28 protein-coding genes and 1 pseudogene are annotated in these 24,204 nt (G+C 40.5%); 7 read left to right on the top strand and 22 right to left on the bottom strand.

The genetic code is table 11. The features are described from left to right. Window positions 1–16: 16 nt before the first annotated feature. The 3 genes from HWQ40_RS01835 to HWQ40_RS01825 all read right to left on the bottom strand — a co-directional run bounded on the left by HWQ40_RS01835 (window position 17) and on the right by HWQ40_RS01825 (window position 3,154). Window positions 17–1,303 carry a nitroreductase family protein gene (locus tag HWQ40_RS01835; RefSeq protein WP_292774629.1) on the bottom strand — a complete coding sequence of 429 codons (1,287 nt, stop codon included), beginning with the start codon at window positions 1,301–1,303 and terminating at the stop codon, window positions 17–19. Further along, the gene (locus HWQ40_RS01830) at window positions 1,266–1,754 is read right to left on the bottom strand and encodes an ankyrin repeat domain-containing protein (RefSeq protein WP_292774628.1); all 489 of its coding nucleotides are present in this window, start codon (window positions 1,752–1,754) and stop codon (window positions 1,266–1,268) included. The genes HWQ40_RS01835 and HWQ40_RS01830 overlap by 38 nt, the downstream gene beginning before the upstream one ends. A 542-nt stretch (window positions 1,755–2,296) precedes the next feature. Then, complete coding sequence (locus HWQ40_RS01825) at window positions 2,297–3,154, bottom strand: AAA family ATPase (RefSeq protein ID WP_292774627.1); 858 nt, start codon at window positions 3,152–3,154, stop codon at window positions 2,297–2,299. 303 nt (window positions 3,155–3,457) lie between these two features. On the opposite strand from HWQ40_RS01825, the gene HWQ40_RS01820 reads away from it, so the two are divergent. Further along, complete coding sequence (locus tag HWQ40_RS01820) at window positions 3,458–3,667, top strand: molybdopterin-binding protein (protein WP_292774626.1); 210 nt, start codon at window positions 3,458–3,460, stop codon at window positions 3,665–3,667. Between the two features lie 212 nt (window positions 3,668–3,879). On the opposite strand, the gene HWQ40_RS01815 is transcribed toward HWQ40_RS01820, so the two are convergent. The 13 genes from HWQ40_RS01815 to HWQ40_RS01755 all read right to left on the bottom strand — a co-directional run bounded on the left by HWQ40_RS01815 (window position 3,880) and on the right by HWQ40_RS01755 (window position 13,084). Next, complete coding sequence (locus HWQ40_RS01815; RefSeq protein WP_292774624.1) at window positions 3,880–4,140, bottom strand: FeoA family protein; 261 nt, start codon at window positions 4,138–4,140, stop codon at window positions 3,880–3,882. A 104-nt stretch (window positions 4,141–4,244) separates the two neighbouring features. Continuing rightward, the gene (locus tag HWQ40_RS01810; protein WP_069069799.1) at window positions 4,245–4,544 is read right to left on the bottom strand and encodes a 2Fe-2S iron-sulfur cluster-binding protein; all 300 of its coding nucleotides are present in this window, start codon (window positions 4,542–4,544) and stop codon (window positions 4,245–4,247) included. A gap of 234 nt (window positions 4,545–4,778) precedes the next feature. Continuing rightward, complete coding sequence (locus HWQ40_RS01805; RefSeq protein WP_094327427.1) at window positions 4,779–5,150, bottom strand: iron-sulfur cluster assembly accessory protein; 372 nt, start codon at window positions 5,148–5,150, stop codon at window positions 4,779–4,781. A 100-nt stretch (window positions 5,151–5,250) separates the two neighbouring features. Beyond that, window positions 5,251–6,057, bottom strand: coding sequence for a HesA/MoeB/ThiF family protein (locus HWQ40_RS01800; RefSeq protein WP_292774623.1), 807 nt, complete (start codon window positions 6,055–6,057; stop codon window positions 5,251–5,253). Window positions 6,058–6,067: 10 nt separating this feature from the next. Beyond that, window positions 6,068–6,385: a nitrogenase-stabilizing/protective protein NifW gene (nifW, locus tag HWQ40_RS01795; protein WP_292774621.1), complete on the bottom strand. Its 318-nt coding sequence runs from the start codon at window positions 6,383–6,385 to the stop codon at window positions 6,068–6,070. Continuing rightward, window positions 6,382–6,597: a CCE_0567 family metalloprotein gene (locus HWQ40_RS01790; RefSeq protein ID WP_292774619.1), complete on the bottom strand. Its 216-nt coding sequence runs from the start codon at window positions 6,595–6,597 to the stop codon at window positions 6,382–6,384. Before HWQ40_RS01790 ends, nifW begins: the two co-directional genes overlap by 4 nt. A 135-nt stretch (window positions 6,598–6,732) precedes the next feature. Then, window positions 6,733–7,209 carry a NifX-associated nitrogen fixation protein gene (locus HWQ40_RS01785; protein ID WP_292774618.1) on the bottom strand — a complete coding sequence of 159 codons (477 nt, stop codon included), beginning with the start codon at window positions 7,207–7,209 and terminating at the stop codon, window positions 6,733–6,735. Then, the gene (gene nifX, locus HWQ40_RS01780; protein ID WP_292774616.1) at window positions 7,206–7,619 is read right to left on the bottom strand and encodes a nitrogen fixation protein NifX; all 414 of its coding nucleotides are present in this window, start codon (window positions 7,617–7,619) and stop codon (window positions 7,206–7,208) included. The genes HWQ40_RS01785 and nifX overlap by 4 nt, the downstream gene beginning before the upstream one ends. 51 nt (window positions 7,620–7,670) lie before the next feature. Then, window positions 7,671–8,999, bottom strand: a complete 1,329-nt coding sequence (gene nifN, locus HWQ40_RS01775) for a nitrogenase iron-molybdenum cofactor biosynthesis protein NifN (protein ID WP_292774615.1) — start codon at window positions 8,997–8,999, stop codon at window positions 7,671–7,673. Between the two features lie 151 nt (window positions 9,000–9,150). Continuing rightward, window positions 9,151–10,530: a nitrogenase iron-molybdenum cofactor biosynthesis protein NifE gene (gene nifE / locus HWQ40_RS01770; protein ID WP_292774614.1), complete on the bottom strand. Its 1,380-nt coding sequence runs from the start codon at window positions 10,528–10,530 to the stop codon at window positions 9,151–9,153. Between the two features lie 124 nt (window positions 10,531–10,654). Continuing rightward, on the bottom strand, window positions 10,655–11,002 hold the full coding sequence (locus HWQ40_RS01765) for a Mo-dependent nitrogenase C-terminal domain-containing protein (RefSeq protein ID WP_292774613.1): 348 nt from the start codon (window positions 11,000–11,002) through the stop codon (window positions 10,655–10,657). Window positions 11,003–11,160: 158 nt separating this feature from the next. Then, window positions 11,161–12,696, bottom strand: coding sequence for a nitrogenase molybdenum-iron protein subunit beta (gene nifK / locus HWQ40_RS01760; RefSeq protein WP_292774612.1), 1,536 nt, complete (start codon window positions 12,694–12,696; stop codon window positions 11,161–11,163). Window positions 12,697–12,901: 205 nt separating this feature from the next. After that, window positions 12,902–13,084, bottom strand: coding sequence for a nitrogenase molybdenum-iron protein subunit alpha (locus tag HWQ40_RS01755; RefSeq protein WP_292774611.1), 183 nt, complete (start codon window positions 13,082–13,084; stop codon window positions 12,902–12,904). Window positions 13,085–13,178: 94 nt separating this feature from the next. Between HWQ40_RS01755 and HWQ40_RS01745 the strand changes: the two are divergent. The 3 genes and pseudogenes from HWQ40_RS01745 to HWQ40_RS01735 all read left to right on the top strand — a co-directional run bounded on the left by HWQ40_RS01745 (window position 13,179) and on the right by HWQ40_RS01735 (window position 15,261). Continuing rightward, window positions 13,179–14,601: pseudogene (locus tag HWQ40_RS01745) on the top strand (site-specific integrase). A gap of 85 nt (window positions 14,602–14,686) precedes the next feature. Then, a complete protein-coding gene (locus HWQ40_RS01740) occupies window positions 14,687–14,971 on the top strand; it encodes a DUF433 domain-containing protein (protein ID WP_292774608.1) in 285 nt (94 codons plus the stop codon). After that, complete coding sequence (locus HWQ40_RS01735) at window positions 14,968–15,261, top strand: DUF5615 family PIN-like protein (protein ID WP_366933882.1); 294 nt, start codon at window positions 14,968–14,970, stop codon at window positions 15,259–15,261. Before HWQ40_RS01740 ends, HWQ40_RS01735 begins: the two co-directional genes overlap by 4 nt. Here the strand turns inward: HWQ40_RS01735 and HWQ40_RS01730 are convergent. The 3 genes from HWQ40_RS01730 to HWQ40_RS01720 form a co-directional block, all read right to left on the bottom strand. Next, the gene (locus tag HWQ40_RS01730) at window positions 15,206–15,778 is read right to left on the bottom strand and encodes a Uma2 family endonuclease (protein ID WP_292774677.1); all 573 of its coding nucleotides are present in this window, start codon (window positions 15,776–15,778) and stop codon (window positions 15,206–15,208) included. The two genes, HWQ40_RS01735 and HWQ40_RS01730, sit on opposite strands and share 56 nt — an antisense overlap. 239 nt (window positions 15,779–16,017) lie before the next feature. Next, window positions 16,018–16,620, bottom strand: coding sequence for a hypothetical protein (locus tag HWQ40_RS01725; protein ID WP_292774607.1), 603 nt, complete (start codon window positions 16,618–16,620; stop codon window positions 16,018–16,020). A 253-nt stretch (window positions 16,621–16,873) separates the two neighbouring features. Further along, complete coding sequence (locus HWQ40_RS01720) at window positions 16,874–17,413, bottom strand: DUF2267 domain-containing protein (protein WP_292774606.1); 540 nt, start codon at window positions 17,411–17,413, stop codon at window positions 16,874–16,876. 391 nt (window positions 17,414–17,804) lie between these two features. On the opposite strand from HWQ40_RS01720, the gene HWQ40_RS01715 reads away from it, so the two are divergent. Continuing rightward, window positions 17,805–18,602: a dienelactone hydrolase family protein gene (locus HWQ40_RS01715; protein ID WP_292774605.1), complete on the top strand. Its 798-nt coding sequence runs from the start codon at window positions 17,805–17,807 to the stop codon at window positions 18,600–18,602. Window positions 18,603–18,656: 54 nt separating this feature from the next. Here HWQ40_RS01715 and HWQ40_RS01710 read toward each other — a convergent pair whose 3' ends face one another. Further along, complete coding sequence (locus HWQ40_RS01710; RefSeq protein WP_292774604.1) at window positions 18,657–19,304, bottom strand: methyltransferase domain-containing protein; 648 nt, start codon at window positions 19,302–19,304, stop codon at window positions 18,657–18,659. A 162-nt stretch (window positions 19,305–19,466) separates the two neighbouring features. Between HWQ40_RS01710 and HWQ40_RS01705 the strand changes: the two genes are divergently transcribed. Continuing rightward, complete coding sequence (locus tag HWQ40_RS01705) at window positions 19,467–19,673, top strand: hypothetical protein (RefSeq protein ID WP_292774603.1); 207 nt, start codon at window positions 19,467–19,469, stop codon at window positions 19,671–19,673. Between the two features lie 68 nt (window positions 19,674–19,741). Here HWQ40_RS01705 and HWQ40_RS01700 read toward each other — a convergent pair whose 3' ends face one another. Continuing rightward, window positions 19,742–21,928, bottom strand: coding sequence for an ATP-binding protein (locus HWQ40_RS01700; RefSeq protein WP_292774601.1), 2,187 nt, complete (start codon window positions 21,926–21,928; stop codon window positions 19,742–19,744). A gap of 446 nt (window positions 21,929–22,374) precedes the next feature. Between HWQ40_RS01700 and HWQ40_RS01695 the strand changes: the two genes are divergently transcribed. After that, the gene (locus tag HWQ40_RS01695) at window positions 22,375–23,259 is read left to right on the top strand and encodes a glycoside hydrolase family 75 protein (RefSeq protein WP_292774599.1); all 885 of its coding nucleotides are present in this window, start codon (window positions 22,375–22,377) and stop codon (window positions 23,257–23,259) included. A 139-nt stretch (window positions 23,260–23,398) separates the two neighbouring features. Here the strand turns inward: HWQ40_RS01695 and HWQ40_RS01690 are convergent, their stop codons facing one another. Then, on the bottom strand, window positions 23,399–23,824 hold the full coding sequence (locus tag HWQ40_RS01690) for a hypothetical protein (protein WP_292774598.1): 426 nt from the start codon (window positions 23,822–23,824) through the stop codon (window positions 23,399–23,401). Window positions 23,825–24,204 lie beyond the last annotated feature (380 nt).

Below are 24,204 nucleotides of genomic sequence, written 5' to 3'. Positions count from 1 at the left end.
TCGTTGAGCTTCCTGCTTATATTCCAATCACCATTCCATAAAGTACATCTTTATTTGTATCTAATAATTCTTGGGTTTCGTCATCATAATAAGCACCAATCCCACTACATTGAATTCCCAAATAATTACTAGTTAAATAAAGTCTTTGTCCGAGAAAACCAGCTATTTGCATAGCAGTTTGATAATTTAAATAATCTGACACAAAAAATAAAGTTACAGTGCTATCTTTTGCAATAGCCTGATTAATACATAAGTAACCTGTCTTTTCACTAAAATTACCCGTTTTAACCAGATGTGTACCTCTATATAACCCAGGTATCATTCCTTCTACCCGATGCACCACTGAATAAATTTCTATTTCCTCATAATTTTCTGTCGGTATTGACTGCTGAAGTTGTTGCATTACATATAAATAATCTTCTTGAGAAATAGCCTCTTTCCGGAAACGTCTAATAGAACGTCTATCCCAAACAGTTTGATAAAATTTATCCCGATCAAAATCAAATTGAGGATACTCTAATTTTTGCTGGCGACTCTTTTGTAGAGCAGTTGCTTGATAGGCATCTTCGATAAATTGATTAGCTTCAAAATAATCAGTACCACAGACAAAAGGAACTTTCAGCCTTAAGCGCCTGATTTTCTTGTCTTGTATTTCTCCTGACACCGCACAACCAGTAATAAACTCCTTATTCTCAAAACCCAAATCAGAATTGAGCGCAAGTTTATCAAAGTCAAAAACTAGTTGTATATCTTTCTTATGGAGATAAGCTGAAGCTGCGAACGCACCTAAATGGTGTCCGCTATCTAAGAAGCAATATCTTATGCTCCTATTTTGATATTTCCAGCTAGACCTATAATAAACACAACTAATTAAAAAGATGAATCCGTTGATACTTTTACCAGGTATAATATAATTTTCTAACCCATCATCAATTAATTCATAGATGAGAGTTAGACAATTATTCTCAACTTCTAGATGGTATATACCATCTATTATTCCCTCAATACCGCGAACCTGTACGTAAACTTCTGTAGGATACAGAGCGCCTGCTGATGGATTCACCCGTAATTTTAATGGACCATCTTTATATACTTTTTCTAGGGTTATCGCACTGGTTAATGAGATAAAAGCATGAACAGGATTATTGAGATTTAATTTCACTCTCCGATAAAACTTGGGATAAACTTTAAATGAAGATGGCTGTGTTGAAGCATCTACATAATTTGGATCAATTTGTACCGATAAGTAAGAATGCTTGGTAGCGTCATGATAGGCTTTGCTCGATATCTGACTTGATGGCATTTTTAATTATCCTTAATACTTCTACATTGCTAGCAAAATCTATCGCTTTATAATCGTCTAAGTTTTTTAAATATAAATTAGGATAATGTTGTAAAAGTAACTTGACGACTTCTGTCTTTCCGGCTGATGCTGCGTACATTAAAACAGTTGCACCGTTCTCATTTTGGTTGTTAATGTTAATGTTGTGAGCCAGCAGTAAATCAATTAAATCATAGTGATTACCAAAACAAGCAAACCACAAAGCATTGTTGCGATCGCTATTTTGAGCATTGATATCCGCACCTGCATCAATTAGTTCTTTGACGACTGTATAAACTCCTTCTCTTGTCGCTTTCATTAAAGCTGTATCGCCATTTTCACCTAGCTGATTTAAATTGCTAGGATTATAGCCTTTTGTTATTAGCCATTGGGTTGTTCCTTCACTCAAATTTTGACTATTGGTTCGATTCATCAGTATTCCTTAGTTAACTTTATTTGTGCCAATTTACTAATATAAATTTGCTTGGCAAACAGAATGGTGAGCAATACCTACCATTATTTAAAAAATATTATCTAAATTATTTAAACTTACATATATGCTACCAGCTTGATAAGTTTAAATTATGAATCATTTATAAAGATCACCAGATATTTTTCTTAAAAAAGTTTGAAAAGTCATCTAAAAGCAGTAATTATTACAGTTTTGCTTGATAAAATATATTAATGATAAAAAGGTGAATTTAAATCCCTGATTTCTTCAAGAAGTCGGAAATCTAAATTTACTGGCAATGATAAGAAGATAAAATATTGTCTACATCTTTGAGAGTAAGACTTTGTTTATCAGCTAAAGTTTTCAACATATTGGTAATATCTTTAAGCTGGGATAAATTAAATGAAAGTCCTAATTCATTAGCTCGGTGATTAACCGCCTGTTTTCCAGCCAATTTATGATTGATTAAAATTGAGCGCGTTACACCAAAACTCCGGGGATTAATAGCTTCATAAGTCTCAGAGTTATTTGCATAATTGAGAAATAATTGCTTTAGCTGATTCTTGGGGACTGACTATAGTATCAATTATAAGAGAGCGATCGCTTGTATCCATCGCCTCTAAAATCTGTTTCGTAGGAACTGAATCATAGTTTTGACTCTCTTCGACAAATATTTTTAGTTTGTCCCGCAATTCTACACCTGTGACAACTTGTTTGCTTACAAGTTCTAAGATTTCTTGTTCTTCTTGAGGAGTAAAATAAGCAGAAGCCTCTGGTACGCCCAAACTAGCAAAATTCGTCAGTGCTTCTGGGATAGTTTGCTTATTATCATCTAACTCTTGACTAGCAATCCAATCAAAAGAATCATGACGTTTCAAAAGTCTTTCTAAACGTACTGTATTTGGTGCAGTCAACATTACGAATTTAGCATTTTTTAAAGCCTTAGCTGCATAGCTAACCTCATTTTCACCACGCAAACTATCAAAAACTAACATAGAGTTGACTTGTTGTCGATTGATGTGTAGCGAAGCTAAAATGTGACCCATTCCACCAGGGAAGTATTCTCGATAAAGACGAGTATAAGTTAGGCGTTTAATCCGGCAATGAGGCTGCATGAGTTTCTCTTGCATTTTTAACATTGGTGCAATTATTACACGTTCGGTTAAAACACGACGATTAGGTAAAAGTGTAAAATCCAAGCCTTCTTCAGCCAAAGCTTTTGTGATTGTGCTTTTTCCCACGCCAGTCATACCTACTATAATTAGTAAGGGAAAACTTGTGATTGGCAACCAGTCTTTAGGAATAGGAAATCCTACGCCTACACCTGGATTTAAGTGTTCAAAAAATAGATTTTGCCTTGTTGTATTAACTCGATGCTGCACAATAATAACCTCTTTTTATTCTAGTTATTATAAATACTAAAATACGTTATAACCTCAGTATTTATACATAATAATTAGCTATGTTAAATTGATGGATATTACCATCAATATTAGTTTTTTGAAATTGTCTTATCCTGCTTTTTGTAGCAAATGGCCGCGCATTTTTGTAATGCTCATCAAGCAGATGTACCACCGTTAAGTAAATGAGAATTATTTCAAAATCATTAAGATATCTTAAAAAAAACTAGTTTTAAAATCAAAACTTACTAAAGTATAAATAGTTAAAGTTGGCAAAGTAAAAACATGGAAATTAGCGCTCGTAATTCTCTTAAGGGTACTGTCAAAAAAGTTGTACATGGTTCAGTTAATACCGAGGTAATTTTAGAACTAGCACCAGGAGTAGAGCTAGTGTCAATCATCACAAAATCATCAGCAGAAAAACTAGGACTTGTAGAAGGTAAGCACGCTCATGCCGTGATTAAATCATCAGATGTGATAGTTGCTGTTGATTGAAAAATAGAGTTGGCCTCCTTTGCAAGCCACTCTATTTTTCATATCAAATTGCATTTATATAATTTAGTGACCAAAAGAGTGCAATAGCATAGTCCAGCGTAATTACAGCAATCATATTAGATTTTTAAGAATTGAAAATCTAATACCCGACTTATTTAAAAAGTCGGGTATTTGATTTTTCATAAATAATTAAGTAAGGCTATATATAAATGCTAATTAATGGAATTATCAATAACGCGAACATAAATGGCTCGGGCACTTGCTAAATCTAGTACAAAATCTATGTTCTCAATATTGATAATTAAAGAGGGAAAGTGTTGTTTTAAAGTGATATAAGTTCCTGTTACTATTCTTATTGATATAAGTTTTTTCAAGATTTTTTCATCCTGACTTTTACAGAAAGCTACGATTCCTCGCTCTCCTGTTCTCAATAATTCTAATGAACAGCCAGTAACACTAAAGCGGGTAAACATTTTAATTATAAATTAGGAATTGTGAAAGGAAGAAGGAAGTATATTTCCATCCTTCATCCTTTATCTTATATTTGGTTGCTAAAGGCAGCAACCAAAGTAGTAATTTAGACTAGATATGCTTCTTGATGTGTCTTAATTGTGCAATTAGAACGAGGATAAGTTACACAAAGTAGAGCGTATCCTTTAGAAACCTGATCGTCATCTAAAAAGTTTTGATCGTCTTGATTAACTTCACCTTCGACAACTTTACCAACACAGCTAGAACAAGAGCCTGCATGACATGAAAAGGGCAACTCAATACCATTTTCTTCTGCTGCTTCTAAGATGGTGGTCTCTTCGTCAACTTCAATTGTGGTGTCGATGTCTTCTTTTTTGTTGATTAATCTAACTTGGTAGGAAGCCATTTTCCGATTCTCCTCAAACGTTATACAGTTGGTGTAATTTCTGAAGTTTCTGAGCAACCTATCCTACTTTTTGCTTCCCTTCTTTTTACAGAGATGCTAAGTTTAGTCAGCTTCTTTATAGAGATAAGGGATGCAACGCGAACTAGAAGCTATTTCAAGGGCATTGAAACTCTGCGGAGTGTGTCTATGGAAAATCTCTACAATTGACTTAGCACTAACGAAATGATGTTAGCTTTAGCTGCAAGGTACACCAGTAGGCGTACCATCGTCTGTTTTAAAAGACTTTCCACAACCGCAGGTATCAGTTGCATTGGGGTTGATGAATTTAAAACCGCTTTCCATTACTCCCTCAACGAAGTCAACGATAACTCCGTCTAATAAGGGTGCACTTTTGGCATCAACGTAAACCAGTACTTTGCCTTGCTGACTTACTAAATCATCTGGTTGGGGCTTGCTGGTGATGTCGATCGCATATTCATAGCCACTGCAACCACCATCTTTTACCGAGATGCGAACACCTTTAGTTGCGCCATTAGCGTCGGGTGCGGAACCTTTGAGGAATGCTCGTAAATGAAATTCTGCTTTTTCTGATAAAATTACGGCCATCAGTTCTCCTGATTTGTAGCGATTAGTTGTTCTGATTTCAGATGTGGATTGTCCTTTGTCAGTTGTCCTTTGTCAGTTGTTATTTACTAATGACCAATGACTAATGACTATTCTGTGTAATACCTGTGGCTTCCATCGAATTGGATTGCGCATGTCTCCAAGGCGCACTATTACCGCATACTGGACAAGAGCGATCGCGGTGAGAACGGCGTTTAGCAAATTCCATCCGATTTAGGTCAATTGTCAGCAATTGCGATAATAAAGGCTGACTAAACCCGGTGATCAGCTTGATAGCTTCCAGTGCTGTTAGACAAGCTAGTGTCCCAGAAACAGCGCCTAGAACTGAAAAGCCGCGCTGATCCCAATCAGGCTTTTCTGGAAACAGACAAGATAAACAAGGAGTCACACCAGGAATAATCGTCGTTAGGTAAGCCTCCATCCCATTCATTGCGGCTTCCACCATTGGCTTACGCCAGCGCACACAGGCTTCATTTAACAAATTGCGCTCTGTAAAGTTGTGGGCGCAATCAAGAGCCATATCGGCGGACTGCACTAACGAGTCTACATTTTCCGGGGTGATGTAATCATGAACAGCTTCCACTTGCACATCAGGATTAATCGCATCCAGAGTTTCTTTAGCTTTGAATACCCTTGGCTTACCTACCCAATCATCAGTCATGAGAACTTGACGATTCATATCATCTAGCCGTAAGTCACCACCCCGGACTAGGATTAGCCGCCCAACGCCTGCTACTGCTAAGTAAAGCGCCGCCGTACCGCCTAATCCCCCCACACCTGTCACCAGAACCGTCGCTGACTTCAAGCGTTTCTGTGCTGTTTCGCCAAAATTCGGAACCATCATTTGGCGACGATAGCGTTCTAATTCGGTAGGCGTTAGGTTAACCAATTTATACCTCCTAATCAGAAGTGATTTCTGTCAGTGTGACTACATTTTTCGGCTTGTCGTTAAACACTTTGAACAGCTTTTGTTCGTGGGGTGTTGATTCGATAAATACCTGATAAGCTTTTTGCAAAGCCAAAGAATATTGATTTAATTTCTCTTCTTGACTCAAGTCAGGAGAATTATTATCAATTTTGTGCATGTATTGAGAAAACTTTTTCAGAATATGTAGACGATTTACATTCACAACTTCTAAATCGTAGGACATATTAAAGAATTGAAAAAATTCTTCGGCATCTACGAGCTTCTTAAATTGATCAATAGTTCCAGTCATTTGGCATTCTCCAATTTCTTCAGATGTTGCTTAAGTTCATCTAACTGGCGATAGATTTCATAAGTTGCAGCCGCAACATCCATAAGTTGTTTATAATCTGTTGGTAGACCTTCAGCTAAATCATGCAGATCCATTTTCATTTGACCCGCTTTGCTGTTGAGGCGTCTGATTTGTCCTTGTAGTTCCTCAATACTCGTTTCTTCTGCTTGCACAATCAGCCACTCCTTTTCTACAAGTTAGGAGTTATGAGTTATGAGTTATGAGTTATAAATTAGAAACTGTAAATTATAAATTATAAGTTAAGAGTTAACTTAACTACTCCCTCCTAACTCCTCACTCCTAACTCCTTAAATTTTGCCAACTTCAGGAAAGCGCTTCGCCAAATCAAGACCTTTTTTGACGTAGTTTTCTCCCTCTTCTGCTAATTTCTCTAACGAGTCAAAGCCAAAGCGATGAGCATCTCGCAGGGTTTTGACAGCTAACAAAAGACGACCAGAAAAAACTAGCGCCCAGCCAAATCCTTCATGGCTCAAATCAACCACAACCTGGGATATCAAACCTGTTTCTTGTTCAATCCCAGCAGCTACAGCTCGAAAAAATGCCATAATCCGGGCTTGAGTGATCGGATCAACTTCGCCCTCAACGGAAATTTCCCGTTTCTTTTGTTTGGTGACAATAAAGGGTTTGAGAATCAACTCATCCGACCAAGTACGATAAACTCCATAACTGTCTTGACCACGGATTTGTTTGATTAATACCTTCAGGAAAGGTGAGTTCAAGACTTCAGTTGTAGCAGTTCCATTAACACTATTATTTGTGGTCATACCTTTGCTTCATTTTCAACTTCATCGGCAAAGTTTGAGGGTTTTTGCTGTAAAGCTTTACGCAACCAAGGTGGGGGATTACCTTTGAGGGTTTTCACTAGCTTAGTTAGCACTTTACTAATTTCTTCTTCTGGCGATCGCGCCTTCACTGGCGTCACACCTTTCTTGATTAAACGAGCGGCGGCGCTACCACCAATTGCCATAACATAAATAATTGTGCAGTCTTCTAGAGCCGCAAGTTTTGGTGCGAGTCTACTCTCATTACTATCTTCTTGGAGGTCGTCATCAAAGTTACGAGTCTCTAGGAATTTATATCCTTCATCCGAGATTTCATAAACATCAATTTCATCTGCTGCTCCGAAGTGAGCATTAATATGAACTCGGTCACTCGTCGTGAAGCCAATTTTCATCGTAATTTGTCCTTTGTCATTTGTCCTTTGTCATTTGTCGTTGAGCATTTGTCATTTGTTACTTACTAATGACGAATGACTAATGACTAATGACTCTTCTGCTTCTAAAAACAGGTTGCCGATGCCAAACACAATTTCCATCGTGCCTCGATAGCCAACTTTGGTAAATTGACCATTACCTAAGCGGTCATAAATGGGCAATCCTAGACGATAAAGAGGAATCGAGAGCCGTTTAGCGATCGCACTGACATTCGAGTTACCAATTAGCAAATCAGAGCCGTCTGCTAAACTCTCAAAGTCTTCCAAATCGCCGATGGTGACGCTTTTTACCGGGAGTTTTTCTAGTAGTGGCGATCGCGTGGTTGTCACCGCTGCATGAATCTGCGCTCCCATCGATTGCAGGAAATGCACGGTTAACCACAACAAATCTGGTTCTAGCGCTAAGGAAACTCGTTTTGCACCAAAGTAAAAGTGGGTGTCCAGCATCGCATCTTGCAACTGACGACGTTGGCGGCGGTATTTTTCGGGTACGCTGTTACCGCTCAGAATCGCCAATGCTTGGATAAATTCATCTACTGGTTCTAATCCTGTCAGTTCGCCAAACACCTCGTAAGGTGTGCCAAAGCGTTCTTCCAGAATCTTGGCAGCCCCCCGCATACTTTCACCCAATGCCAAGGTAAAAGCAGAACTACCTACTTCTCGTAGCTGTTTTAAGGTAGTCCCACTGACTGTAATTGCACTATAACCATCCTCTAAGTGTCCATCTAGAGAAGCACCAAGGTCAGGTACAAAGATAGGCACTAAGCCAAAGTTTGTAACTATCTCTTTGATTTCCTGTACATCCCCTGGTGTGAAGGCAGAACCCGCCAAAATCGTCACTTGTTCAGTTCTGATTTCACCTGCGCGAGGAATTTCCTGAACGATGCTTTCCACAGCAGCAGCAAAGCCATCTTGCAACGCACCTTTAAAATCTGGGGTAGGCGCAAAAACGATCGCTAAATCATTCAATTCAGGATGGCGATCGCGGATTTCCTTCAGAAAACCCTCGATGTCATCGCCTCTAGTTTCAGTCAACCCAGTACTACATAAACCAATAATTTCTGGGTTAGCCTTCTCCACCAAGGTGAGAATTGCTTCTTCCACATTCTCTTCACCACCCAAGATAGTGGTGACTTCCGTCATCGCCGTCGTAGCTAGGGGAATCGCTTCCCGGAAATGCCGCACTAGGACAACTTTGGCGAAAGCAGTACAACCTTGAGAACCGTGGAATAAGGGCATCGTCCCTTTCAATCCCAAAAAGGCTAAGGTTGCACCCAAAGCTTGACTTTGCTTGAGGGGGTTAACTGTCAGTGCTTTGTTAGAAACAGTAACGATCGCCATTAAACTACCTCCTCCAGGGCGGACTTTCTTGTTCCCTGGCTCCGCCGGGGAATGCTGACAATGAGGCTCTGCCTCATCTGCTCTACAAAGAAGGCAGAGCCTTCAGGAATGCGTTCCCAGACTCCGGCTGGGAACGAGGATACAGCCGCCATTAAACTTCCTCCTCATCCCAAGGAGCGGGTTTGCGTATTTGTTCCCAAATCGGGCTATACAGAGCTTCGTACAGTTCCCGCGCCATTTCAATCATTCCCACATAACCTGCATAAGGATGATGGCGTTCTTGGTTGATATCAAGGAAAGGAATTCGAGCTTTTAAAGCAGTGTATTGGTTACGTCCGCCAGCAATCAGCATATCTGCGCGAGTGTCTTTAACCACTTGTAGCAATTCCTTAGCGTTGCCCTTCTCCAACATGATGCCATCGTTGCCGAGCAACTTCTTGATTTTGGCTTTGTCTTCCTCAGTGCTTTTGCGAGTACTGGTAGCAACAACTTCAATGCCTAAGTCTCTAGCAGCGGAAATAATCGACCAACTCTTAACACCGCCAGTATATAAAACAACTCGCTTACCTTTGAGTCGAGTGCGATAGGGAGCCAGTGCCAAATCTAAAGCAGCCGTTTCTTCTGCAATAAGCTTTTCTGTCCGCTCCTGTAAATCAGCGTCGCCTAATTTAGCAGCGATATTTCGCAGACAGCGATTCATATCATCGATGCCGTAGAAAGACTCTTCAATGTAGGGGATGTTGTAACGCTCCTCCATCTTTCTCGCCATATTCAGCAACGCTCGTGAGCAGATCATGACGTTGAGCTTGGCGCGGTGGGCGTAGCGAATTTCATCGTAGCGAGCATCGCCCGTAATTTTAGACAAAATACGGATGCCTAATTTTTCTAACAGTGGTGTTACTCCCCACATTTCCCCGGCGATATTGTATTCACCGATTAAGTTAATATCATAAGGCGTTGTATGTTCCGGTTCTGCTGTTCCGACAACATATTCTAATAAAGCTTCACCGCCAAAACGGTTGCCCAGATTTTTACTGCCAATGAATCCTGGGGCAATGACGGGAACAACAGGAATACCGATTTTCTCAGCCGCCGCTTTGCAGACAGCATCCATATCATCACCAATTAAGGCTGTAACGCAAGTGGCGTAGACGAATACTGCTGCTGGTTGGTAACGCTCTTTGAGTTCCAGAATCGCTTTGTAGAGTTTCTTTTCGCCACCGAAGATGACATCATTTTCACCCAAGTCAGTGGTAAAGCCCATTTTGTAGAGTTGCGGGCCAGACGACAGACTACCACGACTGCCCCAAGAATTACCAGCACAGGCGATCGGCCCGTGGACTAAATGAGCAGCATCTGCGATCGGTACTAAAGAAATCATTGCACCATCAAAAGCGCAGCCCCCTTGAGCCGCGCCAGGTTGTGCCTGTTGGGTGCAAGACTTATTTTTCTTTTCCGCTTGTTTGTGCTGATTATGCTCACATCCTGTCTCAGTCAGCAGCTCGTTGATTTTACCTTGGGTGCTTTTCATCTCTCTTCTCGTACTGAACTATGCCAATTTTGGATTTTGGATTGAAAGAAAAATCTAGAATTGGCAATCTAAAATCCAAAATTGATTGACCAATGCCCAATCCCCAATGCCCAATGCCCAATAATTAGCAAATGTATTTTGTGACATCCTCTCCACATACATCGGTGAGGTAAGATAGAGCGCGAAAACGCAATCCTACAAATTCGTCATATAAAGGATTGAGTTTACATAGTGGTGGGATATCAATAGACTTCCCAAATAATTTAATTTGTCGCTCAAAGGGACAACAACAAGGAATTGTTTGGCAAATTAGATGAGCGAAGCGATTATTTTTAACCTGAATTCCATCCACTACACGCCGCAACGGATTAAGAAGATTGTGAAACCATCCTGGTTTTTTCTGGTTAGGTGGATGGTAATTAGGATGAGGATGAGTGTGAGTGTGTTCGTGAGTGTGATTGATGGTTTCCATTTATAAATTCCTTGGGTAAATGCTAGAAAGAAAAAGGGGAGTTGGGGATTGGGAATTGGGGATTGGGGATTGGGATTGGATATTTCCCTATTCCCTATTCCCTATTCCCTACTCCCCTTCTTTACCCTTAATTAACACGTTGTGTTTCTACGCAATTTCTAACGAATCAAGTCGTAAGAAATATCTGTCTTAGAAGGAATGTTGGTGTTGCGATCGATTTCTTCAAACAGGGTATTTACAGTCCAGTTGAGGAGGTTGATCACACCTTGATAACCAATGGTGGCGTAGCGGTGTAAGTGGTGACGATCCATGATGGGGTAGCCGATTCTGACGAGGGGAATCTTGGTGTCACGCCACAGGTACTTACCGTAGGTGTTACCAACCAGGAAGTCTACTGGTTCGGTGAACAACAAAGAACGCATGTGCCACAGGTCTTTACCACCCCAAACAGTTGCATGTTGACCAAAGGGGCTAGAAGCAAGCAGTTCTTTCATTTCTGCTTCAAATACTTCGTTGCTGTTGTTAACCAAGATATGCACAGGTTCAGCACCCATTTCCAGCATAAAGCCAACTACGCTGTATACTAAATCTGGTTCGCCGTAGATAGCGAAGCGCTTGCCGTGAATCCATGAGTGGGAGTCAGTCATGGCATCAACTGCACGACCGCGTTCGATTTCCAATTCTTCAGGAATGGGGATACCACTCAATTCGCTGAGTTTCATCAACAACTCATCAGTACCCTTAATACCCCAAGGACGGCAAACTGTGGTTGGTTGCTTCCATTCTTTTTCGATGTACTCGCGGGTTTTGAGGGTGGAGTGTGATTGCAGAGCAATTGTAGCTTTAGCATTAATTGAATCTGCGGCATCTTCCAGCTTTGTACCACCTGGATACATATCGAACTCACCTGTGTTTGGTGAATCGAGGTAGTCGCTGTTGTCAGCTAGAATGGTGTAGTCAAAGCCGAACAAGGAAGCAATCCGCTTGATTTCGCGGTTGTTACCTACGTAGGTGTCAAAACCTGGGATGAAGTTGATTTTACCATTGCTGGTTTCTTTCTTATGACCTGCGGTCAAGTTAGAAAGAATTCCCTTCATCATGTTGTCGTAACCAGTGATGTGGGAACCAACAAAGCTAGGAGTGTGAGCGTAGGGTACTGGGAAATCTTGAGGAACTGAACCAGCTTCCTTGGCGTTGTTGATGAAAGACTGTAAGTCATCACCAATTACTTCTGCCATACAGGTGGTGCAGACAGCGATCATCTTAGGCTTGTAGAGTTGGTAAGAGTTCGCCAAGCCATCAATCATGTTTTGCAGACCACCAAACACGGCTGCATCTTCAGTCATTGAAGAAGATACACCAGAGAATGGTTCTTTGTAGTGACGGGTTAAGTGGGTGCGGAAATAAGCAACGCAACCTTGAGAACCTTGAACAAAAGGTAGAGTACCTTCAAAACCAACAGCAGCAAAGATTGCTCCTAATGGTTGACAACCTTTAGCAGGGTTAACGGTTAAAGCTTCACGAGCGAAGTTCTTTTCACGATAATCCCAACCCTTTGTCCACTCTGCAACCCGTTGTACTTCTTCGGCTTCGTGACCGTTTTCAAACTGCTTTTTGTTTTCAAATAGCTGTTGGTACTCTGGTTGGTGGAATAACTCTACGTGGTCTTGAATTTTTTCTGGATTCTGAGGCATTTCTGGATCTCCAAGCTTACTGAATTCTTTTACTGATTGAGGAATAAGGATTTGAGGCGGGGGTGGGAGATGGGAATATGATTCAAAATTCAAAATGCAAAAATCAAAAGAAATTTTAATTTTTCAGTTTTGAATTTTGGATTCCCAACTCCCCCCTGGGGTTTTAGCCCCAGGTTATCCTTACTTATTGCTCTCTCCCATTTCCCTAGACGGCAGCCTTAGCCTTTGCTTCAGCCTTCTTAGCCTGAGCTTTTTCATTCCAAGGAGCGCCAATTAATGACCAGGTTGGGCTGTTGAGTGCCAAGTCCATGTCGCGAGCGAAGATGGCAAAACCATCGTAACCGTGATAAGGACCGGAGTAATCCTTTTTGTGGTTTAATTTTTTCAACAGCCTAATGTTTGCAGCAAACAGTGTCTGTGCTAAACATTGTTCGCTGATAACACATTTATTTTTAGGCTAAATATAGGCTAAAAACACAGCGATGCATAATCAGGGTAAAGACAAGTATCAACAAGCTTTTGCAGACTTGGAGCCAGTTTCATCTACCGATGGCAGTTTTCTTGGCTCAAGTCTGCAAGCACAGCAGCAAAAAGAACATATACATGAGAACGAAAGTATTACTGGATTTAGAAAAAGTTAATCTGCGTTTGAAGTCTGCAAAGGCAAAGGTGACAATTAGGGAATCGAATGGAAGTCTGCAATTACGGGCGACGTTACCAATTAAACCGGGAGACAAAGATAGTAACGGTACTGGGAGAAAGCAATATAATCTCAGTTTGAATATTCCCGCTAACTTGGATGGACTCAAGACGGCTGAGGAAGAAGCTTATGAATTAGGGAAGTTAATTGCTCGTAAAACGTTTGAATGGAACGATAAATATTTAGGAAATGAGACAATTAGAAAAGATTTTCAAACTATAGGAGAATTACTCGAAGAATTTGAAAATGAGTATTTTAAAACTCATAAACGAACTACCAAAAGCGAACATACTTTTTTTTATTACTTTTCTCGAACCAAGAGATTTACGAATCCTAAAGATTTGGCAACTGCTGAAAATCTGATCGGTTCAATTGAACAAATCGATAAGGAATGGGCTAAGTATAATGCAGCGAGAGCTATCTCTGCATTTTGTGTGACATTCAACATCGAAATTGATTTATCTAAATATTCTAAAATGCCGGAGAATAATTCCCGCAATATACCGACCGATGCGGAAATATCTGAGGGAATTCTCAAGTTTGAAGACTACCAACATAATAGAGGCAATCAAGTTAATCAAAATGTGCAAGATAGCTGGCAACTTTGGCGCTGGACGTATGGAATGTTAGCAGTTTTTGGTTTACGTCCACGGGAACTTTTTATTAATCCTGATATTGCTTGGTGGTTGAATACAGAAAATACAGATTTGACATGGAAAGTGCATAAGGATTGTAAGACTGGTGAGAGACAAGCATTACCATTATATAGGCAATGGATTTCGGATTTTGATTTGAGAAATTCTAAATATTTGGAGATGTTGGTGAGTGCGATCGCAAAAAAAGATAACACTAATCATGCTGAGATAACGGCGTTAACACAGCGAGTTAGTTGGTGGTTTCGTAAAATCGGATTAGATTTTAAACCGTATGATTTACGCCACGCTTGGGCAATTAGGGCGCATATTCTGGGGATACCAATTAAAGCGGCGGCGGATAATTTGGGGCATAGTGTCCAAGTTCATACACAAACCTATCAGCGTTGGTTTTCGCTAGATATGCGAAAGTTGGCAATTAATCAGGCGTTGAACAAGAGGAATGAAGTTGAGTTGATTAGAGAGGAGAATGCAAAGTTGAGGATGGAGAATGACAAATTGAGATTGGAGATTGAGAAGTTGAAAATGGAAATGGTTTATAAACAAAGTTAAATTTACTGATAAATCATATCAATTTTAGAGAATTTGCTATGATTTATGGGTGAAAAATCATCAAACTCAACTCATTGAGATATTTATGTCGGCTACTGACATTGGAACACTGATTGTTAAGTCACCTGAAACTCTAGGGGGTCGTCCCCGCATTGCTGGTACTAGAGTTTCTGTTCAACGCATAACAGCTTGGTACAAACTTGGGCTGAATGCAGAAGAAATTGCTGAACGGATGGGAAATATAAATCTTGCACAGGTTTATGCTGCTCTAACTTATTATCACGCTAATCGAGAAGAAATTGAGGGATATATTTCTGCTGAAAGAGCAGATTACAAGCGATTAGCTATAGAAATGGGGCAAGCAATATGAGTCAAATTCGATTATTTATTGATGAAGACTCAATGGATCAGCGATTTATCAAAGCATTGAGAGCGAGGGGGGTAGATGTTACAAGTGTTGGTGAGGTTGAAACGATCAGCTCTAGCGATAAGGAACAACTAACTTTAGCAACTGAACTGCAAAGAGTTTTATACACATTCAATGTTGGTGATTTTTGCCACTTACACAGCATATACATACAAGATAAACGTAGTCACACAGGGATTATAATTTCATCGCAAGATTACTCGATTGATGAACAAATGCGAATTCAATATTAACTGAATCCAAAGAAATAGATAGCTCTAAGCCGCTAAATTCACTGAGCAACCAACCTTGAGGCTGTTTACTATAGCGTTCCACAAAAGGTTCATCCTGTTCTACTAATAAATATTCGCTAAAACTCCCAATTGAGCGATACATCCGAAATTTACTGAGTCGGTCGTAATCTGCGGTGGAAGGAGATAGAACTTCAACAATTAGCGTGGGATTTAAAACTTCATCTAAACGTTCAGCATTTAGTTGTGGTTCGCCGTCAAAAATCATCACGTCTGGATATACCCCACGTCGATGTTCAGGAATCCACAGCCGTAAATCGCTGTTAATTGGCTCGAATTGAGTATCACGCAGCAAAAATTTGAGAAAGGCAAAAATATTGCCCCTGATGCGGCTGTGTTTGAGTGTTCCTCCAGGCATGGGTACAATTTCTCCATCACGATATTCGCTGCGTCCTTCGGCTTTTTCTTCGATCGCGCGATATTCATCCAAGCTGTAGCGGCGCGAGATGGTAGAAATCATAGGTCGTAAGCGTTGGCGTAGCCCGCCAGAGGCATCGCATTGGCTATAAGACAACAATATTATTTTGTCACAGATTTGCTTGTGAGGTCATATCGTGCTGCAATGCCTCAGACGGGCTAGTACCGCAAGGCGGAAGTCAAAAGTCAAAAGTCAAAAGTATTATGGAATGGGCTTTTTAGGGATTTTAAATGGTTGCTCTATTTACGCCGTGACGTACTAGGTTAATGCCTACGTATCTATCAACTGTTTTGAACCATCCAAACTAAAAATCCGAGAATTTGTTCTACAGGCGGGAGAGGATAATCCATCAAGTCGATGGTGACAAGATTATCCTCCAGCTTCAAAAATCGCCATTGTGTACCACTGCTAATAGAACCATATATTACGGCAACTGGACGATTTTTTGCGGCGTTGAATCTTTGTGCTGCAACCATTTCTGCAATACATTGTCCAAACCCAGTTCTTAAATCAGCTTTTTTTGCTTCCACAATGACAATTACAGGCGCTTCAATTTCTAGTACTTCCGGCGAACGACTCAAAAGAAAATCACACATTCCATTAAGTCCAACTGACTCATCGACTGTAAAATCTTCTCCCGAAAATAAGCTAATTTGGCGATTTAATATCCGTCTAACTTCTAATAATACAGGGTAAATAATTCCTTCAGAACGAGCTTTTTCGCTTGATGAAGAAGCTAGTGGCAGGCTTTCTTCAAGATATGCCGTCAGTGTAGCAGATGCTTCAATGGGTTCGGTGGCAGCAATAAATCGCCCACCCTCCTGTGTTTTTAACCCAAAAGCGTCTTTAACTTTACTGATAGTTGTAAACTGACTATAAGGCATAATTTCTAGAAATCATAAGTCGTAACCATTGGCATAGCCCGCCGTCAGCATAACACTGGCTATAAGACAACAATATTATTTTGTCACAGATTAGGTTGTAAATTAATAAATAGACATTTCAAAAAATTAAATATGTCTTATTCAAAACCCTTGTAGAGATGTAGCACTGCTACGTCTCTTTTCACTTTTTATATGAAAAGTCTGTTTGTGATCTTTACTCGCAAACAGACTTGACTTTGTTTTAGCCTTCTAATTAAGCTTGTTCCCAAAGCTGACGTACATAATCAGGTAGCCAGCTAGCAATTTCCTGAATCCGTTCTTGGGAAAGTTCGTCTTTGGTGGCAGAAAACACTGCTTTAACCGCTTGCTCTCGTTCGACCGATCGCGGCATTCCACTTTCATTAGCAACTCGGAACAGGAAGCGATCGGAATCGATATTGAAGATACCTGGGCCTTTCCAGGGTGGACGAACCCGGCTCAAAAATCCCACAATGGGATTGGTGTCTTTCCAGAGATCAGACACTTCAAACTGGAGCGCTTTCTCATCAGTAGGTATAGCCTCTGTATGCAATTCTGCCTCGACGCGATCGCTAGCTTCTGTGGTCATTAAGTCGCGCATCACACGAAACACAACTTCGGTAAAGTCTCTTGCATCATAGGGATCTGCAAATCCGGCTTTGACCTGGACTTTTTCTAGAAACGAGCGATGTTCGTCAGCGATCGCAGTTCGATTATCTTCAATCTCCGTTGGGTCAATTTCTGGGATGTTTGTTCTAAAACTTTGATCGGGCATTGTTTTTTCTTGTGGTTCTTAATTTTGAGTCTTTATGCTTACCTTATGTAAGGTCGCACAAATCAAAAACCCTTAGTATCATCCAGAAGTTTGAGATACCATCTATTCAAAAGTTAGAAATTCATCCGCTCTGCCCCCAACACCCAAGTCATACCAATTCGCAATTCGCTTTTTCGCCCATTCGCAATTGAGAAATTTAGATGCAGCAAGGCAATCCCTGCTTACATCTGTTGCCTTATTTTAGAGAATTGGTATCATGCTTGAGAGTAAGCAATTTCCCTTTATTGAGCAGAGCAATACTTTTAGTGTTTTTGCCCATAGTAGACATCGCCCATTGGTGTCAAAAAACAGTCAGAATAGATGAATTGGTATAAATTTCGTTAAAACAAAGATGCTAGAAACAACAAACATCGAAACTAACACTTGCTATGTCAAAGTACCTAACAATGACTTAAAAATCGATGCTTACTTAGCTCAACCATCACAAAATGGAACCTTTGGCGCAGTTATAGTTTTTCCAGAAATTTTTGGAATCAATAGTAATATTCGAGATATCACCGAACTAATCGCTAAACAAGGTTATGTAGCGATCGCCCCGGCGATGTATCAACGTATTGCTCCCGGTTTTAAGGCTGACTTTAGCGCTGAAGATATTGGCTATAGCCCAGAAGCCTATCGGCTGGGCTTGGAATACTATCAACAAGTAAAATATCAAGAGATATTCAGTGATATTCAAGCTACCATTACTTACCTCAAAACTTTACCCAATGTCAAAGATGATGTGCTCGGTGTCATTGGTTTCTGTTTTGGTGGTCATGTTGCTTATATGGCTGCAACTTTACCGGATATCAAAGCCACAGCTTCGTTTTATGGTGGCGGAATTACCACTGCTAGTTATGGTGAAGACACTCCAACCATTAATCGCACCTCAGAAATTCAAGGTACGATTTATGCATTTTTTGGTATAAGAGATACATTAGTTTCTCAGGAAGAAAACGAGCAAATTGAAGCAGAATTCAAGAAACATCAAATAAATCATCGTGTATTTCGATACGACGCCGGACACGGATTCTTTGCTGGATTCTTTAAAGATCAATACCCATTTTTAGCCCAGCACCCAAGTTATAACCCAAAAGCTGCTCCTGATGCTTGGCAACATGTTCTAGAACTGTTTGAAAACAACTTGTGATCCGGCTTGTCGTAAATATCGCACTCATTGGGCAAGAGTGCGATACTGTCGCCTTTAAGCTTTTGAGTTTTTAAGCAGTAATTGACAACCACATAAAAACGGGTTTTGACTTTCTATGCGATCGTCTGCAAGCACTTCAATGGGAAGCTTGCTGTTGTAAATCAATTTGTCATAATCCATCAAAGCATCCCACTTGATCTTGCCAGTCGGGAAGCCTAGCTGTGAAGCTGCATCAGATATCAACTCTTGCCATTTCTGAATCTCTGGATCTTGTGATTTGCAGTAATCGAGAATGGCAATTAAGGCACCAGGTTTGGTAACTCGCAGAATCTCTGCAAGGGCACGGACTGGATCGTTAACGACACAGAGTGTATATCCCGATGATGCTGCATCAAAGGTATTATCAGGAAAATCAAGATTGCAAAGATCCGATACCGTGAAGGTGATGTCTGCGGACACGGGTTTTTTACGTGCTTCATCCATCATCTTCTCAGAAAGATCGACACCGACGACACGTACACCTTCAGGATAGGCTGGAAGATTAAGACCAGTTCCTACCGCAGCATCCAGGGCAGTTTGTCCTGGCTTCAGCTGCAAGGAAGCAATTAGGGGTTCGCGATCAATGTGCCAGTAACGCTTTAGAATTGCGTCATAATCCACAGATCCCTGATCGTAGGTTTCAATCACCTGATGTATCTGCATAGATTTTTTAACAAACAGGACTACTGATTTTAACTATCTGTTCAACTGTATAACCTGTCAGCGCCCAAAATTTGTATATTATATTATCAACAAAATAACTTCACAATAGACATCTCCAGAAATTAGTTATGCGTTGCCCGAAATCCTTGGTAGGGACAATTCATGAATTGTCCCTACGTCATTGTCACCAGATGTCTAATAGGCATATTCTCTATCATCAAAAATAGTGATCGCAACAGTGCCATTGGTGCGATAATACAGAGCGATCGCCCTAAACAGCAAATCATTGTTCAAGCTTTGGAAATTAGCAAAGGTATTGTTACTTACACCACTTTACAAGTCAATGAAGTACACCCCTCCTCAACTTGAAATCTGCTGTATAATCCAAAACTCTCTACATCTTCCTGTTCCCCCAAGCCTCAGCCATAATTCATAGTTCAACCATTCCTTAGCCGCAGAGGAATCTGAATGATAAACTCGGTTCCTTTTTCAGGAGTTGAAAAGCACTCCAGTTTCCCATTATGTTTTTCTGTGATGATTTGGTAGCTGATGGACATACCCATTCCGGTTCCTTTACCAATGGGTTTAGTGGTGAAAAAGGGATCGAATATTCGTTGCTGAAATTCTTTAGAAATACCAACTCCGTTATCAGCGATCGCCACTTCTAACCACGTTGAATTAACTACCGATGTGCGAATCTTAATTCTACTAGGATTGTTCTCAATATCCTGATAGGTACGCTTAATATTATTTTCTTCTAACGCATCAATCGCATTTACTAAAATATTCATAAACACCTGATTGAGTTGTCCGGCATAACATTCTACTGGGGGTACATTGTCGTAGTCTTTAATCACCTCAATTTCAGGTTGTTCTGGTTTAGCTTTGAGGCGGTGCTGTAAAATCATCAAAGTACTGTCGATGCCTTCATGAATATCGACACGTTTAAATTCCGCTTCGTCAATGCGAGAGAAATTCCGCAGCGACAGTACAATTTGGCGAATGCGATCGGTGCCTACTCTCATCGAAGACAACATTTTTGGCAAGTCTGACTGCAAGAACTCTAGATCGATGTCTTCAACAACGGTTTGAATTTCAGCAGCAGGGTAGGGATTATATTGCTGATACAACTGCATCAGTGCTAATAAATCCTGAGTATATTCCTGCACATGGGCGAGGTTGCCATGAATAAAGTTAACTGGATTATTAATTTCGTGTGCGACTCCAGCCACTAGTTGTCCCAGGCTAGACATTTTTTCACTTTGAATAACTTGAGATTGAGTACGCTGCAATTCTCCTAATGCATTTTTAAGTTCAGTAGTGCGTTCTTCTACCCGTTCTTCTAGTTCTTCTTTGCTTTTCTCTAAAGCAGTAAAGGATTCATGCAATTGCCCTGCCATGTGGTTAAAAGAGTTAGATAGGGTATTAAGTTCTCGAATGCCGCTAGTTTCTACTGTCTGATTTAAATTGCCAGATGCCATTACCTCACTTGCCCAATTCAAGCGCAGAATCGGGCGTACAATCCAATGGGAGGTAAACACGCCCATCACAGAGGCAACGACTAATGCGCCCAAACAAAGAGCGATCGTGGTACGTGTATTGGCGTTGATTTGCTCCATGAATGTGTTTTCTGGCACACTCACCACCATCAGCCAATTCAAACCATATTTGTCACGCCAAGGTACAACATTGACAAAATTCCGTTTTCCTTCCACCTCAAGTTGAAAATCTGTATCTTGGGTAATAGAGTCAAACCCGGAGGTTTGGAGGTGTCTGGCAACGTTCTGGATGATTGGGTCAGAACTGTCGATCGCCTGCAATCGCCGGATCTCTTGATTAACCACGACAAAAGGCTTCTCTGTACCGGAACTGGCAATTAATGTGCCATCCCGCTCCAAAAGGAACACCCGCCCAGACTGACTAATATTCAAACTGCGTAAAAAATCGCTGAGTTTCAACAGATGGATATCAGAGCCAATCATTCCTAGTAAGTGATTTTGCGAATCATAGATGGGACGACTGGCAGAAGCAGCAATGTAGGGGCCGGTGGGATAATTTCCAGTTAAAATCTTTGCCCAAATAGGTTTACCTGCGGCGATGGGTTGAGTATACCAAGGTTCACTATAATTTTGCCAATTCCACCGAGCATTGATCTGAGTTCGATTACCTTGATTATCGGTAGCGTAGGTGTAGACATTATTGGGAAGCTTGGCAGTCCAATCATCAATAGTGATCGTCTTGGCATCATAACGAGCGGCTCCCAGCCCCTCACCCGTTGTTAGTCCAATACCAATATAAGTCAGGTCATAAGCCTGCATCTGATCCCAGAAATATTTACCAAGGGTTTTGCGATCGCCCACATCCAATAGTCCCCTGCGAATAGCATCTGCATTGATCTGATTAAGGGTTTGCGGAATGGAAAGATAAGACTTCAGGTGTTCATCCACTACATCGCTGGTGCGATCTATCAACTGTTCGGCTAGGTCGTTAACTGCTCTTTGTCCATTTTTAAAGGACAAATAACCCACTAAGCTGACCGCTGCAAAAATTTGGATAAGGAAGGGAACAATAAGAACAATCTGTAATGGGAACGCCTTAGCTTTGCTGAGATAGTGAGTCTTCATTACTGGAAGCTGAAAGTTCTGCTAATTTGATTTGCTTCTATAGTTCCCAAGATGTTCGCATACTCACGCTTGTTTAAATTTTTTTGTCAAGTCAAAGGTGGCTTTAGGGTGGAATGGTACTTTCTTAAGCAAAAATTGCTGCCCAGATCCCCAACTTCTACCCTTCGGGTATTTGTAAGAAGTCGGGGATCGAAATCCAGCGATTTAGTAAGTGACATTTAGATTTAGGGTGCGTTGCGGGGGTTCCTTCTCCTGTATTCGCCTTGCTTAAGAACAGGGAAATCAGGTATTGCCCGCCCAACTGACTGACTCCTCGTTGTAGCAGCTAGCGCGACACAAAAAAATCAGAGCTTGAGATGTTCTAGATATTAGCAATAGCATCAGCACAAAATTTGGTTTTTTTTAATGTAGTTTCATGAGTTCAATTTTTAAATTTGGAGTAATTTATGCAGCAATTTCAAGTAATCTCAGATAGTTTGAATATACGTTCAGCACCGATTGTTGACGAAGCTAATCAACTAGCAACTCTTCCAAAAGGATATATTGTATCTAAAATTAAAAATTCGGATAATGACAAGTGGTGGAAGGTTGCAACTATTTTTGAAGGAAAAACTTTAGAAGGTTTTGTCGCTCAAAAATTCCTGAGTCCAGTCACAAAATTTTCTATCAAGACTGTTCTTAAAATTGGTGAAATTCCTATTCTCCAGGCAAATGGAGAATCTGCATTTTTCTATGAAGCAGGTATGAGCATTAATGCTGATGGTGCGCCTAATGCTTATCACCCCGCAGATAAAGGGATTGATTTTTTGGCAAATGCTGGGTATTCAGATAACTGGTGGGCACTAGCTGTAGATAAAAACGGCAATCCATTTATTCAAGGCGGTACCGATCCATATCCTGGATACTATATTTCTACGACTGCATTATTCGACTCTGGATTTGTTAAACAAGATCCACGTCGCTATGTTGATTCGACAAAGATTCCGTATATTGTTCTTCCGGGAAATGGTGATTTTAGAAAGGCTACAGGCGTTAAATTAGGAGATTTTGCAGTTGTTTACAACACTAATAATGAAAAACTTGCTTTTGCAATTTATGCTGATGTTGGGCCTAAAAACCAGATTGGAGAGGGTTCAATAGCTTTGTCTCAGGCTGTTGGAAACGATCCATTAGTACAATCAAGAGTCAGGCGAGGAATTCCCAAGGATATCGTTTATATTGTTTTTCCGGGTTCTGGGAATGGACAGCCAAGAACAATTTCAGAAATAGAAGCTGAAACTAAACGGTTCTTTGAAATATGGGGTGGCGTAGAACGGATAAAGTCTTTATAAAAGTGTATGCAAATTTAGTTGCAGTAGAGACGTAGCAGTGCTACGTCTCTTTTTCGGAGAGTGATGTCTACGGGACGCTTTGCGAATGCGTCTACGCAATCATTTTTGCTTGAAAAAATTTTGAGTAGAATAGCATATTCTAAGTTGTTGCTACTGGTTTCTTTCCATTCTTGCTCTCCATACTGGCAACGAATGACGGTTGCTCATCATTGAGAGTTGGCGACTCCCCTCGCAGTCCCTTACGACGCTGATTTTTAGGAACTCCTCCCGCCATCCCGTACTCCACACTGCTTTTGCCATATCGAGTCCCCACTGCCATTAGCATGTGTTCTGTCATATCTCCCAACTCGCCTTCTGTTTCCAGCATTTCACGATACAATTTATCCAAGCTGGAAAGGGCACTGTTATATGCATTTTCTCTAGTTCGCATCGTTTCGATTAGGGTAGAAAAGGCAGGTAAAGTAAGTCCATTGCCTAAATCTAAACTTGGATCAATTGAGTTGATGCTAGCTGCACGACGCACTGCTTTTTCTAACACTAGAGAAGTTCTTTTTCTCCGAGCCATGATCTACACCTTCTAATAGAGTACGGTTAATATTCTTTACCTTAAAAGGCTTACGTATAGTTCAGCCTGAGAGAATTCTGGCAAATCTGCAATGGTTTTTGCTACAAGCGCGATATTTGTCATGAATGCGCGAAATACTTAAATGAGAAAGCAAACTGGGGTTTGAGAAAGTAAAAGCTGCTTTTGCTTGCGGAAAACACCAAAATGAGAAAGTAAAAGCTGCTTTTGCTTGCGGAAAACACCAAAATGAGAAAGCAAAAGCTGCTTTTGAGTAAGTAAAAGCTCATTTGACTTGCGGAAAACACCAAAATGATTAAGTAAAAGCTTATTTTGAGTAAGTCAAATGCCATTTTGCTTACTAAATTTGACTTTATCTATAT

The sequence above is a fragment of the Nostoc sp. NMS9 genome (genome assembly GCF_017114995.1).
Lineage (GTDB): Bacteria > Cyanobacteriota > Cyanobacteriia > Cyanobacteriales > Nostocaceae > Nostoc.
The sequence above is the reverse complement of the archived record's forward strand: the minus strand, read 5'-3'. Positions and strand labels throughout refer to the sequence as shown.